This window comes from Ruminiclostridium josui JCM 17888, from assembly GCF_000526495.1.
Taxonomy (GTDB): domain Bacteria; phylum Bacillota; class Clostridia; order Acetivibrionales; family DSM-1351; genus Ruminiclostridium; species Ruminiclostridium josui.
Genome location: NZ_JAGE01000001.1, coordinates 64982 through 79460, shown reverse-complemented (window position 1 = coordinate 79460; position 14479 = coordinate 64982). Strand labels below are relative to the sequence as shown.

12 protein-coding genes are annotated in these 14479 nt (G+C 34.4%); all 12 read left to right on the top strand.

From position 1 onward, the window contains the following. Positions 1-151 precede the first annotated feature (151 nt). The 12 genes from K412_RS0100390 to K412_RS0100335 all read left to right on the top strand — a co-directional run bounded on the left by K412_RS0100390 (position 152) and on the right by K412_RS0100335 (position 14449). Positions 152-1348, top strand: coding sequence for an acyl-CoA dehydrogenase family protein (locus K412_RS0100390; protein ID WP_024831264.1), 1197 nt, complete (start codon positions 152-154; stop codon positions 1346-1348). Positions 1349-1756: 408 nt separating this feature from the next. Then, positions 1757-3088, top strand: a complete 1332-nt coding sequence (locus K412_RS0100385; RefSeq protein WP_024831263.1) for a biotin synthase BioB — start codon at positions 1757-1759, stop codon at positions 3086-3088. A gap of 55 nt (positions 3089-3143) precedes the next feature. Then, a complete protein-coding gene (locus tag K412_RS0100380) occupies positions 3144-4082 on the top strand; it encodes a class I SAM-dependent methyltransferase (RefSeq protein ID WP_024831262.1) in 939 nt (312 codons plus the stop codon). A gap of 185 nt (positions 4083-4267) precedes the next feature. Then, entirely contained in the window at positions 4268-4468 is a 201-nt protein-coding gene (locus tag K412_RS0100375; protein ID WP_024831261.1) for a tautomerase family protein, read from the top strand. Positions 4469-4511: 43 nt separating this feature from the next. Further along, complete coding sequence (locus K412_RS0100370; RefSeq protein WP_024831261.1) at positions 4512-4712, top strand: tautomerase family protein; 201 nt, start codon at positions 4512-4514, stop codon at positions 4710-4712. Between the two features lie 24 nt (positions 4713-4736). Then, complete coding sequence (locus K412_RS0100365) at positions 4737-6080, top strand: class-III pyridoxal-phosphate-dependent aminotransferase (protein WP_024831260.1); 1344 nt, start codon at positions 4737-4739, stop codon at positions 6078-6080. Beyond that, a complete protein-coding gene (locus K412_RS0100360) occupies positions 6081-7058 on the top strand; it encodes a beta/alpha barrel domain-containing protein (protein ID WP_024831259.1) in 978 nt (325 codons plus the stop codon). Positions 7059-7220: 162 nt separating this feature from the next. Next, positions 7221-10388 carry a non-ribosomal peptide synthetase gene (locus K412_RS0100355; RefSeq protein ID WP_024831258.1) on the top strand — a complete coding sequence of 1056 codons (3168 nt, stop codon included), beginning with the start codon at positions 7221-7223 and terminating at the stop codon, positions 10386-10388. Next, positions 10375-10881, top strand: a complete 507-nt coding sequence (locus tag K412_RS0100350) for a flavodoxin family protein (protein ID WP_024831257.1) — start codon at positions 10375-10377, stop codon at positions 10879-10881. Before K412_RS0100355 ends, K412_RS0100350 begins: the two co-directional genes overlap by 14 nt. A gap of 23 nt (positions 10882-10904) precedes the next feature. Then, a complete protein-coding gene (gene aroQ / locus K412_RS0100345) occupies positions 10905-11333 on the top strand; it encodes a type II 3-dehydroquinate dehydratase (protein WP_024831256.1) in 429 nt (142 codons plus the stop codon). Positions 11334-11503: 170 nt separating this feature from the next. Then, on the top strand, positions 11504-13342 hold the full coding sequence (locus K412_RS0100340; RefSeq protein ID WP_024831255.1) for a non-ribosomal peptide synthetase: 1839 nt from the start codon (positions 11504-11506) through the stop codon (positions 13340-13342). A gap of 51 nt (positions 13343-13393) precedes the next feature. Next, positions 13394-14449 (top strand): adenine nucleotide alpha hydrolase family protein, encoded by a 1056-nt coding sequence (locus tag K412_RS0100335; protein ID WP_024831254.1) that lies wholly within the window; start codon positions 13394-13396, stop codon positions 14447-14449. Positions 14450-14479 lie beyond the last annotated feature (30 nt).

The following is a 14479-nucleotide window of genomic DNA, read 5'->3' as shown; positions in this document are numbered from 1 at the left end:
TTTTCTTAATATACCTGAAACAGGAATATAACATGCATTTTGTGCATGGTCTGAAAGTACTAATTTTTACTGTAAGGATACTATACATTGTTAAATGATTAACAATAGTATTTGTTTTAATAAAAAAGATAATAAATAGGAGGATGTAATTATGGATTTCAATTTGTCGAAGGAACAGATGCAACTTAAAGAGATGGTAAGCAAATTTGTTGATAAGGAACTGATACCTTTTACAGCAGAGTATGATAGGAAACAAAATCCAAAGGATTGTATTCCTTTGCCGATTATAAAAGAAGCTATGAAGCTTGGAATTGGAAGTGCTGCTGTTCCAGAAGCGTATAACGGAAATGAACTGTCAAATCTCGAAATATTAACCATCATGGAAGAACTTGCTCGCGGTGACGCAGGGGTTGCATATACAATTTTGTCAATGATAACTGGTGCAAAGATATTAAAGAAGTTCGGGACAGATGAACAGAAGGATAAATGGCTAAGAAGGATTGCTGATGATAAAGAAGATCCATTTTTAATAGGTTTAGCCATATCTGAGCCTCAAAGCGGATGTGACAATATGTCAGGTAACCCCAATGCAGGGTTGCTAACGACTGCAGAATTAAAAGGTGATAATTATGTAATAAATGGTTCCAAAAGTTTTATTACAAATGCAGGTATTGCCGGTATATATATTGTCTGGGCCAGAACTGATAAAACAAAAGGTGCCCCTCAAGGAGGACTTAGTGCATTTCTAGTACCTGCAGATACACAGGGGTTAAAAGTGGGCAAAATAGAAGATAAGATGGGACTTAGGTTAGCACAACAGGGAGAATTGATTTTGGACAATTGTATAGTTCCAAAAGAAAATTTGCTTGGTAAGGAAGGAATGGGTTTTCCGGTAATCATGACATTTGTTGAGAATAGATTACCTGCTGTAGGTGCTATAAGTACTGGTATTGCACAGGCGGCTTTTAATGTTGCTTATAAGTATTCTAAACAAAGGGTTCAAGGTGGAACACAAATAATTAATCTTCAGGCTATTGCTCATAAACTGTCAAATATGCTACTAATGATAGAATCATCTAGGTTATTATACCAAAAAGCTGCTTTTTATCAGGATAGCGGTATACCAAGTATGATTAATTGCCAAATGAGTAAAGTGCAAGGTTCAGAAACGGCTATTATGGTAGCCAATGAGTCAATTCAAATTTTAGGCTGCTACGGATATTCAAGAGAGTATCTTGCGGAGAAGTTTTTAAGGGACGCAAGGGCATTTACAATTTGTGAAAATGGGAATGAATTTATGCGAAATAGAATAATTGCAACATACCAAAAAATGGAGGAACAAAAATAAGAAATTACAACTTCTGCTAAGTGCAAATATAATATCAGCAATTTTACACAAATACACAAAAATTCAGAGCGATAGATGTGGAAAGCCTTATAAAATTAAAGCCTCTTATGTTTGAAATGAAATATAAGAGGCTTATTTATATACGCTCAAACTAATTAAATGACAAGCTTATCAAAAAGGATAAGGTTAAATGAAATAAATTGTAATATATTTGAATTTTACAGGAAGTAAGGAAAAAACTGTAAAAATCCATAGTATACCCATAATATAACTATATTTTACTTTATATATCAAATTTCACAAATTTAACCAAAATTTTGTTGCTTATTCATGGTAAATGTTATATAATAGTACCAATGATTAGTAAAAATACTAAATATATATCAATTTTTTATCAGGGAGGAAAATATGGATATTTTTAACAAAGTGATGGATAGCATTAAACAACATGCAAAGGAGATATATCCACAAGAACTTTTTAATGAATATCAAAATTTAGAAAAAAGTTATATGGATAAAAATGAAGCTAGTATAAAAACAACTGCAGATAAAATTACAGAAATTAAGAGTTCATTGAAGAAAAGGGCAATAAGTATTGACTGGGATGTATTCTTCAAAGATTTATCAAAAAAAGTGGAAAGTGGAGAAGAGGTTTCCATAAATGATATTGTTACTTTGGAATATGCCCCTAGTGAAACGAAAGAGTGCTTAGTACAGCTGGCAAAAATAATTGCAAAACGTCGAAACGAGCAAGATGAAGAAAAAATGAGACTATGTAAATCTATTTATGGATTTACAACTTGTATGGAACCATGTGCTTACGGAGCGTACGGATCCTGTCTATTTGCATCAAGAAAGGATAACGAGCCAAGTATTGCAGAACAAATGCTCGGAAATATAACTACAGCAGACGAATATACGAAAGAGATAAAACTAGCTACAGAATACGCAACTAATCTTAAGTTAATTACCACCTCTCATAAGCCTACAAATGAGGTGTTAGATGTAATACTGGAAGCAGTAAAAAGGACTAGAGCAGATGAAAAAATAAAAGATTTTCCGATGTGTGCCTCAGTAGGAAGCTTGAACGAGGAACAAATAGTTATGGCGAGAGACGCAGGAGTAACTAGAATAAACCATAACTTAGAGACTTCTTATTATAATGCCCTGTACCTATCAAGTATTGCAAATAACAGCGGTGAAAATAATGGTCAAGGAATAAGTACTGACAGTGCAACTGAATATCAAAAAAGGCTAACGACATTAACCGCAGCACTCACAAATAAAATAGGTATTTGCTCAGGCGGTATGTTCTTTTACGGTGATGATGAAATCCCTGAAGACAGAATATTATTATATCTTACATTTAAAGAGCTTGATAAAATTTACAAAATTAATTCATCACCATTTAATGTTTATGTTCCATTGCAGGATATTATTGATGAATCAATTGGTTGGTTTAATGCGTTTTCACTGCCCTGCGTAAAAAGAGATAAAGTAATAGATAGTTTTACTATATTTAAGACACTTGTAACATTTTCGTTAGTAGTTAATGCTAAACATAAAATTATTATAAGTGCCGGATCCAAGTGGATTGGCGACGAATATTATAGCTTGGCGGTTGAACTTGGCGGTGGTGCCGGACTAAAAAGTTATTTACAACAAATGAACAGTGAGAAGTCAATAGAGATAGCTAAAGAAATTAATAGTAAATACGCAGCTTGTGATGTTTGTCCCTGAGGATAGCACATAGAAGTCCAGTAGTATTTTGAATTTGTATGTAGACGGGGTGATTTTGATAGAAAAGAAAATGAATGCAACGGCAACAGCTCTATTTGTGGCTTATTTGCGTGGCTATCATGCTACATGTGATTCACCAAAGATATTTGATGATAATCTGGCTTTTCAAATAATAGGGAAAGATGTATGTACATACTACGAGCAACAATATACAAATCCTCGGATTCTTTGGTTTTTAGAGCATTTAGGCTTCCCGGGTGCTACACAGATTACCGATAAGGCATCTGCGTTGGCTATGGCTATGCAGGGTTACTCGCCTTTATCCCTTCCGGTAAGCCGGGCGCGGTTTACAGAAGACAAGCTTGAGCAAGCTGTGGAACAAGGTGTACGTCAATACGTAATTTTAGGTGCTGGATTGGATACATTTGCTTTCCGGAGGTCATCAATGTTAAAAAACTTACAGGTATTTGAGGTTGATCATCCGGACATGCAGGAATATAAGCGCCAGCGTATTGAAGAATTGGGTTGGAATATACCTGAACAACTACATTTTGTTCCCATTGATTTTATGAAAGAAAGTCTGAATACAGCTCTTGCTAAATCTTCATATGACCCTCAGGCTCCAAGTTTTTTTAGCTGGTTGGGTGTGACATACTTCTTGCCCCGTGATACAGTGTATAATACTTTGTCTGGCATTGCCAAGATTGCACCGGCAGGTAGTACTATTGTATTTGATTATGTCCATGAAGACATATTTAATCCTGAGAAGACCTCTGAGGTTGTACAAATCGGATTGAGGATTCGTCAGCAACAAGGTGAACCTTGGATAACAGGATTTAAACCATCTGAAATTACTAAGGAACTTGAATCAATAGGTTTGAATGTTAGGGAGAATTTGGCTCCACATGATATTCAACAGAAATTTTTTCAGGAGCGCGCAGATAGATATTGTGCATATGAACATGCACATTTTATATCAGCAATAACTAAATAGTTTAGGTAATAAACGTAAAATTCAGTAAGTAGAAAATCAGATTTGCAAATATAGAGCGAAGCACAGGCTTGAATGTGTAATCAATACTGCAATTACTATAAATATAATTAAACTAAAATTTATAGTAATTGCACGCCGCTCTTATATTATCAAGATTATAAATAGAATTTTGGAGGAGAGAATTTATGCCTTATATTAATGTGAAAGTTGGCGGGCCGCTAACAAGGGAACAAAGAAAAACAATTGCCAAAGAATTTTGTGGAACATTAGCAAGAGTGGCTGGAAAGAATATAGCAACTATATATACTGTTTTTGATGAGGTAGATAGGGATTATTGGGCAGTTGGTGAAGATTTATTAACTGATAAAGATGCGAAAGCAAAATAATTATTACAATGATTTTAAAATAGGATACTGGAGGAGAGAATTCATGCCTTATATTAATGTAAAAGTTGGCGGGCCGCTAACAAGGGAACAAAGAAAAACAATTGCCAAAGAATTTTGTGGAACATTAGCAAGAGTGGCTGGAAAGAATATAGCAACTATATATACTGTTTTTGATGAGGTAGATAGGGATTATTGGGCAGTTGGTGAAGATTTATTAACTGATAAAGATGCCAAAGCAAAATGACAATGATGGTATGGAGTTGAGACAATGAAAACAAACGAAAATCAAGCGTGTGAACACGGAGATTCAGTCTTTCCTGATAGCGATAACCAACGTCTTTATGAATTAAACAACAGATATTCGTGTACCTGTGATGAATCAAAAATGTATAATCGTTTTATGGTTCCTGTTAAAGCTGAGGGAATGTGGGTTTGGGGTATGAACGATGACGAACCGTACCTAGACTTAATCATGGGCTATAGCTCAATAAATTTTGGACATAAATGCCCGGAAATTGAGAAAATTGTAATAGAAGCACTTGAATCTGTTGTCCACATTCATTCCTTTCATACTCAGTCTCAAATAGAGCTATCGTATTACTTGAGCCGAAAGCTTTCAGAAGAATTCATATACAAGGTATATTATAATCTTGGTGGGAGCAATGTAGTTTGTGACGCTATCAGATTATGTCGCCAGTTTACCGGTAGACAAAAAATTGTGACTTTTGATGGTGCTTATCATGGTTCCAACTATGCTTCGGGAGCCGTTACTGATGATAGTTTCCTTAATCCGGATCAATATGGGAATAATCCGTTAAAAAAGGATGTGGTACGGGTTCCTTTTCCTAATATGAACAGAGGCATTAATACAGATTTTTGTATTGATAAATTGGAGGAGGCACTTAAAAGTTCCGATAAACCGGCAGGTCTCATTATTGAACCTGTTCAAGGGGCGAATGGATTTATTATTCCTGATAATCAATTTATACGAGCGGTACGTGAATTAACGTTAAAATATGACGTAGTTATGGTAGATGATGAAATACAGGTTGGAGTTGGAAGGGCGGGATACCTTTACAGCATTCATAACTGGGGAGTAACTCCAGACATTGCATTGCTTTCCAAGTCACTGGCAGGTAGTTACTATCCACTTAGTGCAGTAATAGCAAAAGAAGAGATATTTAATGCTGTATCACCAAAAAGAACAGCTTTTCAGGCTACTTTTAATAATAGTCCTATTGGTACATACATAGCCTTAAGAACGCTAGAATATGCTGAAAAAAATAGTATTTTTGAAAACGTAAAGCCATTAGGAGAATTATTATTAGACCAGTTAAGTTTTCTAAATGAAATATCCTGGATTGATAATTTGCGTGGCATTGGTTTAGCCATTGCTTTTGATGTGATTGATAAAACTACAAAACAGCCGGATAGAGTATTAGCAAAGGAATTTGTCGAGTATGCCTTTTATAACCACATACTTATATATCCTTCAGGAGTCAACCAAAATGTTATTAAAATTGCACCTCCACTAAATATTACCAAACAAGATATAGAGAAAATTGTTAACTGTTTAAAAAGGTGTATTTATAAATTTAATAGGGATAGCTAGATGAATAATATAAAAATTATGGATGTTAGTCTTAGAGATGGAGGATACCTTAACAATTGGCAATTTAGCAAAGATCAAATAGAGAGAGTTTGCTATTCTTTAGATGATTTCAAAGTTGACTATATTGAAACTGGTTATTTGAGTAATGAGCTTTGTTTGGGGATGGATTATAAAGCTGCTTTGGGGCTCTTAGAAAAAATAAAGAATAACATTAGTTACTCACAGTTAGTCCTAATGATTACCCCTAAAAATAAAGCCGTAAGTAATAGAATGTCTGATTTTACAGATTATATTAGTTACGTTCGAATACCCTGCGATTTTAGTAATATACAAGACGCTTTGGTAATTGCAGAGAATGTTAAAAAGTCAAATATTAAGGTGTCATTAAATTTGATAAGTGTTACTCAATATAATTATGATGAGTTTCTCGACTTTATTTCTTCATTCAGTAGCACTAATTTGATAGATGCACTTTACATAGCTGACTCAAGGGGGGCGTTACTTCCTGATGATGTTTATGAGATTATTAGAACCTTAAAATCATACTGTAACAAACCGATAGGGTTTCATGCTCACGATAATTTAGATCTGGCACACTCAAATACAATAGCGTCTATAAAAGCGGGATGCGAATTGGTTGATGGTTCTTTAAATGGATTTGGATTAGGGGGTGGGAACACCTGTACTGAATTCTTGTTAGATTATGTTAAAGGCTTAGATATTAAAAACGACGAAGTAAAAGAAAACATTCGAGAACTTATACAGCTTTTAAATTTGGAAAAACCGAAAGGATTAGAAAAAGAACTATATAAATATTCGGGTCTTAAAAATTTAGAACAAGAGTGGGTTCCTATTCTAATTGAAAATTATTATAAAGATTCATTAGCTTTAATCAAAAGTATATCTAAGAGAAATTATAAAAACAGTGAAAGTATTCACCAAATAATTCTAGAACATGGGGCTAGAGGTGCAGATTGAGGCATAGAATTTTGAATGTTAATTTATGCCCCATTTCTTAGAATAGAGGGCAGTTTTATAGCAAAAGCAAGTAATTTACTAGTAAAAAGTAATAAAAGTGAGTTATAGATAATAGATTATCGAATTCAAGTGGAATTAGGCATTAATTTAAGGAGGTAAACCATGAGTTTTGAATATCCACTTTCACTATCACAACAAATGATTTGGAATCTTCAGCAGTCAGAACCAACAAAATCCTTTTATAATGAAGGATTTGCTTTTAAAATCATAGGTCCGCTTAATCCTTCTATTTTGGAAGAAGCTTTAATGAAAACCTTAGAAAAGCATAGCGTATTTAAATCTAGTTTCATAATTCGTGACGGCATACCAATTCAACAAGTCCAATCTCTTGAGAATTTTAAACTCAGGATTGAAGATGTAAGAAGTATCACTACATCCGATAAAGATGAGTTCCTTGAGAATAAGATATATCAAGAAACTATAGTTCCTTTTGATTTTGAAAAAGCCCCGCTTTGTCGAGCGATATTATATATTTTAGGTGACAATGAATATCTTTTTCAATTTGTAATTCACCATATGATTTGTGATGGATACGCATTAGGTGAGTTAACTAAAGAATTATCTGCTATTTATAATGCTTTAGCATGCAATGAGGAAATTCCAAATAAGCCAGCAAAAGCTGATTATTCCGATTATGTAAATTGGTTACAACAATGGGAAAAGAGTGAAGAATATTCACAACATTTGGAATATTGGAAAAAGAATTTGCAAGGTCTACCTATGAGTAATTTGCCTACAGACTATAAACGCCCTAAGGCAAATACGTACTCAGGAAAAAGATATAGTTTTTACATATCAGAAGAAATAAGGAGTAACTTAAGAGATTTATCTAAATCTTACGGGGTAACTTTGCCTGCGGTTTTTTTAACTATTTTACAAATTCTTGTTTATCGTTATGGCGGGCAGTCTGACTTTGGAATGGGGGTGCCTGTTCTCAATCGTTCAAAACGAGAGTTCAGAGGTATATTTGGTATATTTGTAAATATGATTGTGTTTCGTTGCGGTATTGATGGTCAGTCTACATTTGAAGAACACCTAAAATCTGTATGGGAGAAGCTGAAAGAAGACTACCGTCATGATTCCTTTCCATTTCACAGATTAGTGAGCGTTTTGCCGAACCAAAGAAATTCTAACTATAATCCGTTTTATGAAACTCAGTTTGTATATAGGGATTTTGGACTACCTCAAATTGACTTTAAGTCGATGCAAATTGAACGGGTATCAATGTATCAAAGAACGTCAAAAGTTGATATAAATTTTATACTTGACGAGAGACCAGATGAATTATTCTGTATGTTTGAATACAATGACAGTTTATTTCATTCATCTACGATTGAGAGAATGGTATCAAGTTTCTTTAATATAATTGATGATGTTATCAAAAATCCGAGACAAAAAATTGGTTTGTTGTCACTGATGAAAGAAGATGAAGTTCAAAACATTTGTAATAATTGGAATCATACAGAAGAAAAATATCCGCTTGAATGTATCCATGAACTCATTGAGAAGCAGGCTGCACTTACACCGGACAGATGTGCTATATGTTTTGAGGATCAAGAAATCAGTTATAAAGATCTTAACAATAGAGCTAATGCTTTAGCAAGGTTTATTTGCGGAAAAAATTCTAATCCCAATATACCAATTGGTGTTTGTCTTGATCGCTCCCCAAGTGTGATTATTGCGTTACTTGCTGTATTAAAATCTGGTCATCCATATATTGCGATTGATCCGAACTATCCTGATGAACGTATATCATACATGTTGGATGATGCAGACATTAGTTTGATTATTACGGAAAAGACTCATCAATCTAAATTTTTGACTAAAATTGATCAATGTATATTGATTGATGAACAAAGAGAGTTAATTGAAAAAGAAGATACCAGTAATCTAAATTTGAGTATAGACTTAGATAAGCTGTTTTATATTATCTATACGTCTGGGTCTACTGGCAAACCCAAGGGGGTTCCAATACGACACAGATCGATAAGTAATCTTCTATACACTATGAAGAGCAGACCGGGAATACAGAAAGATGATGTGGTGTTAGCCATGGCTAGCATTTCCTTTGATATGTCGGTACCGGAAATTTATTTACCGCTTATTACCGGTGCAAAGGTTATTCTTTTGAGAAACAATGAAGCAGATTTGGGGCCAGCCTTAATTAACACATTGGAAAAGCATGGGGTAACTATGATGTGTGCCACACCTACAGCGTATCGTATTTTAGTTGAGTCCGGATGGGAAGGAAAACAAGATTTGAAAATCCTTGCAGGAGGAGAAGGTCTTTCACCTGATTTAGCAAAAGAACTCTTAAAAAAATCTAAATCTGTTTGGAATGGATATGGACCTAGTGAAGCTGTATTTTCGTCGTTTTATGAGGTTGGCTCTAATCCCGATTATAACGACTTGAATTGTACCCCTCTAGGTTTTCCAATCGCCAACACACAATATTACGTTGTAGATGAGAATTGCCAAGTTGTACCAATTGGTGTAGCTGGTGAACTTTTAATTGGAGGAGAATGCTTATCTCCTGGTTACTTGAATAAACCTCAGTTAACTAAAGAAAAATTCATTGATAATCCATGGAATAGGTCGGCGCATGCGCCCCTTTATAAATCAGGTGATTTAGTAAAACGTCTACCTGATGGTAATATTGAATTCTTGGGAAGAATTGATCATCAAGTGAAAATAAGAGGGTTTAGGATTGAAATTGAGGAGATCGAAGCAGTCTTGAATGAGCATGAAGAAGTCATCCAATCGGTTGTAATAGCTAAAACATATAATACAAATGATCGCCGATTAGTTGCTTATATTGTTCCACGCTCTGCTAAGAATGAGAATTTAGTATTTGATTTAAAAGATTATTTAAGCCTCAAACTCCCTGCTTATATGATACCAAGTGCTTTCTGCCTAATCGAGAAAATGCCTCTTACACCTAGTGGTAAAATTGACCGAAAAAACCTACCTGAGGAAGCATTATTCCCTATTCAAACCAAAACCCATGTTGAACCTCAATCAGATGTTGAAAAGGCGATTGCTAGTGTATGGAAAGAATTTTTACATATAAGCGAAGTAGATGTAAACGATAGCTTTTTTAATATTGGTGGTGACTCTCTTGTAGTTGTCTTCGTCGCCAACAAGCTCAGTGAATTGATGGGACAAAAGATACCGGCAGTTACTATATTTGAATATCCAACGTTGAAAGGGCTAGCGGAATATTTATCTAAAAATGTATCAAAGGAAGGGACTCTAAATGAAGGAACTTAAAATATCCATAATATATCACTCTGATTCGGAAGATAAAAATACTGAGAAAATGGCCCAGTGCATCGCTGAAGGGTGTTCTATGGAGGGCATAACAGTAAGAGTTATGTCATTAGATAGTTATGATAAGGTGTTTATGTGTGATAGCCAAGCAATAATTATTGGTTCGCCAAATTGGGATGGTACATGCTGTTGGCAGATTAAACGCTTTTTAGATACAGAACTGAAAGGAAATGTTGCAGGAAAACTCTGTGCTGCTTTTATTTCCCAAAACCAACCATGTGGGGGAGGAAGTTTTGCATTGATGTCAATCATTGCAGCAGGATTAATCCATGGAATGCTTATTTATTCCGGAGGCATGTCTTTGGGAAGGCCGTTTACACATTTTGGGGCCATATCAACTAAAGCACCTATAGACAATGATCGTGAGTGTTGTGTTAAATTAGGTCAAAACATTGCCAACAAGGTGATTGAATTATTTGGGGACAAAAATTAATATCTAAGAAAGGACTAGAAGCTATGAAAAAAATTATGGTAGTTAATGGGCCTAATTTGAATTTGTTAGGACAAAAAGATCCTACACTTTATGGGTGCTTTACTTTAGATGATTTAAATCAAAAAATATTAGACTTTGCAGATAAAAATGAGTTGGAAGTTAAACTTTTCCAATCAAACTATGAAGGTGAAATTGTCGAAGAACTCCATAAGGCAAGGGGAAACTTTGATGGTATTATCATCAATCCGGCTGCTTTAACTCATAATTCGTATGTTCTCAGGTCGGCTATTGAAAGCATTCAAGTACCTTGTTTAGAAGTACACATTAGTAACGTTCATAAAGGAGACGACTTCCGTAAACAAGATGTTATTGGACCAGCATGTGTCGGTGTAATTACTGGTCTTGGTTGGTTAGGCTACTTACTCGCTTTAGAATATTTCCTTAAACTTTGAAAGAATAAACAAATATTGTGAGATTAGTTTATGTCAAGCGAATTTTGATTTTAAAGTTTTGAGACCATTGTTTTAATTGAAATCATGTATATGGTTACAAAGGACAGGTTGAAGAAATTCAATCTGTCCTTTGTAAGAATTTGCTTATAAACAAAGAGGAGAGAATTAGCATGCTAACAAAAAAATTATTAAGAGACGAGAATATAAACTTTATTAAGCTATTTCAAAGTCAGGTGGAAAGTAATTATGATAAATGTGCTATCCATTATCAGGATAATAAGGTTACTTACAAACAATTAGATTTGTATTCCAATAAAATCGCCCATATGATTAAAAAGAATTGTGCTAATCAGAACAGTGTAATTTTATTGTTAAGTAATCCAGTATCTCAAATTAGTGCTATGTTAGGTGTTTTAAAAAGTGGATTATGTTATATTCCTTTAGATCCTACTTATCCAGATATAACAAATGAGACTATCGTTAAAGATTCCTGTGCAAAACTAATTTTAGTAGAAGATGATCAATTACCTTTTGTGAAGAAATTTAATAATATGGGTATGGAAATTTTGAATCTCAGGGACGCAGAGAATTATCCTTCAGATAATTTAAATGAAAAAGTTACACTTGACGATAATTCATATATTTTATACACTTCAGGTTCTACAGGGAAACCTAAGGGAGTGGTGCATAACCATAGAAACTTACTTCATGTTATTACTGTTTATTGCGAAGATTTGAAAATTGAAAGTTGCGATAGATTTTCATATCTTTATTCATACAGTTTTAGTGCCGGTATTAAAGATATATTTGCTCCTCTGGCTTGCGGAGCTACTATATTCCCTTATTCCATAAAAAAAGAAGGTATTAAAGGTTTGATTTCCTATCTCAGGGATAATGCGATTTCTGTGTATCATTCCGTACCTACAGTTTTTCGTCACTTATGTGATGAGTTGAAAGAGGGGGACAAATTTCCGGATTTACGCTTAGTTAGCTTGGGAAGTGAGGCCATTACTAATAAAGATGTACAACTATATACCGAGTATTTCGGTGATAATGCACGCTTACATATAGAGTATGGAATAACCGAGGCAGGTGTTATTACACAAAATTTTATAGACAAGAATACTATTATTAACACAGATGGAGTACCAGTTGGAGCACCGTTATTTGGAAAACACGTAAGTTTGTTGGATGATATGGACAATCCGGTTCAACCCGGCGAAATTGGTGAAATAGTTGTAACAAGTGCATATATTGCAAAGGGGTATTGGAAACAAGGAAAATTAGAGGAACTTAGTAAAAGTAATTGCCCGGATGAATTGGAGACTAGAGTTTTCAAAACTGGAGATCTTGGGAGATGGTGTGAGGAATCGGTTCTAGAACATCTTGGAAGAAAAGATAACCAGATAAAAATATATGGACATAAAGTCAACTTAACTGAAATTGAAAAGATTTTAAATAACTTAGACTTTATAGATGAAGCGGTAGTTCTTTATAAAAAAGACAAAACAGGAGATAATAGCCTTATTGCATTTTGTGTACTAGGTGATAATAAAGAGCAAGATGCAAATTCACTTATCAGAGAACAGTTAAAGCAAAAAGTTCCAGAATACATGATCCCTGCCCGCTTTATTCAACTAGATCAAATACCAAAGCTTCCTAATGGAAAAACGGACCGCCAAAACTTGATATGTGAACTTGAAAAGCTTAAGGAAGAAAATAGAGCTTACTCATCCAACATCATCGAACAGGCCATTGCGCTCATATACTCTAGCATTTTAGATATTAACAATTTTGATATCAATGATAGTATATTCACCTTAGGAGCGAGTTCTATTAAAGTATCATTAGTTTGTAGCATGATCGAAGACTTATTTGATATCGATTTTCCTGCTTCGTATATCTTTAGCAACCCATCAGTAACCAATTTAGCGAAATTTTTGACACAATGCGAAGATATAACAAAGTTAGAAACTAAGGCTCATATGATTGTAGAAAAAGGACTGTAATGCATGACAATGCCGAAACTATGTTTAGGCATAATTGAAAGGGGGAGCAAAATGAAGATTTGCACAAAATGTATACTACCTGAAACCTATCCTGGAATAAGTTTTGACGAAAATGGGGTATGTAATTTTTGTAAGGAAGATGAGGTTAAGAAAAAAGAAGCAATAGTAAATTTCCAAACTGAGAATGAATTGAAAAATTGCCTGGAGAAGTATAAGAATATTAATAAAAAATACGATGTGTTAGTGCCACTCAGTGGAGGCGTTGATAGTGCGCATACATTGATAAAACTGGTAAAAGAGTATAACCTAAGACCTCTGGCTTATCATAATGATAATGGCTATGAGCATGAGACTGCAGTGAATAATGCAAGGAAGCTTTGCAAAGCATTGGATGTTGACTTGGTTATTACTCAGCCGGGATCAACTTTCTTGAAAAAGTTATGGAAGTATCTTCACGAGAGCAAGGCGTATGGAATTCCTAGCTGTTATGTGTGTGCCAATATTATATTTATCAGTGCTGTTGAAGTTGCGGAGCGTTACGGGATAAAGTTGGTAATTAATGGGTATTCAAAAGGACAGGCCCAGGTAATGAAAGATACCGTTATGGGTGTTAATATGCTCAAAGCAATGTACCAAATTACACGGAATAACGGTGACAAGGAGTTTTATGAAGAGTTTGTTGAAAAATTTGAAAAGCTCTCAAAAGTTATAACCTATCGTGAAAAAGAAGATTTGAAGAAAAATGTAGATTTAGATAAGATTCTTGTGGTTCCCTTTTTCATTTTTAAATTTAACAAGACTGACAAAGAGATGCTTAAAAGTGAAATACGTAAAGTGTTTAATTGGGAACATATACCGTATAGTTTTCCTTCCCGTACTACAAACTGCAGAATGAATTGGCTAAATACATATATTGACAGAATAAAAATAGGTTATTGTAGTTACGATATCGAATTTGCCGAGCTCATAAGAAGTGGGGAAATAACAAGAGAACAGGCGTTAGAAGATCTAATTTTAAATCCACCAGAAGGCATGGTGGAAAAGCTTGCTGACGAGGTAGGTGTTAATCTAAATTCCATCAAGCCACTTACAAAGAATAAGGTTTAGAACAGCATTTTGCGCCTTGATGGTAGTTGT

Excerpts from the sequence above, each read along its gene's own strand:
- K412_RS0100390 (WP_024831264.1), top strand. The coding sequence starts at position 152 with ATGGATTTCAATTTGTCGAAGGAACAGATGCAACTTAAAGAGATGGTA.
- K412_RS0100385 (WP_024831263.1), top strand. The coding sequence starts at position 1,757 with ATGGATATTTTTAACAAAGTGATGGATAGCATTAAACAACATGCAAAG.
- K412_RS0100375 (WP_024831261.1), top strand. The coding sequence starts at position 4,268 with ATGCCTTATATTAATGTGAAAGTTGGCGGGCCGCTAACAAGGGAACAA.
- K412_RS0100370 (WP_024831261.1), top strand. The coding sequence starts at position 4,512 with ATGCCTTATATTAATGTAAAAGTTGGCGGGCCGCTAACAAGGGAACAA.
- K412_RS0100365 (WP_024831260.1), top strand. The coding sequence starts at position 4,737 with ATGAAAACAAACGAAAATCAAGCGTGTGAACACGGAGATTCAGTCTTT.
- K412_RS0100360 (WP_024831259.1), top strand. The coding sequence starts at position 6,081 with ATGAATAATATAAAAATTATGGATGTTAGTCTTAGAGATGGAGGATAC.
- K412_RS0100355 (WP_024831258.1), top strand. The coding sequence starts at position 7,221 with ATGAGTTTTGAATATCCACTTTCACTATCACAACAAATGATTTGGAAT.
- K412_RS0100350 (WP_024831257.1), top strand. The coding sequence starts at position 10,375 with ATGAAGGAACTTAAAATATCCATAATATATCACTCTGATTCGGAAGAT.
- aroQ (WP_024831256.1), top strand. The coding sequence starts at position 10,905 with ATGAAAAAAATTATGGTAGTTAATGGGCCTAATTTGAATTTGTTAGGA.
- K412_RS0100340 (WP_024831255.1), top strand. The coding sequence starts at position 11,504 with ATGCTAACAAAAAAATTATTAAGAGACGAGAATATAAACTTTATTAAG.
- K412_RS0100335 (WP_024831254.1), top strand. The coding sequence starts at position 13,394 with ATGAAGATTTGCACAAAATGTATACTACCTGAAACCTATCCTGGAATA.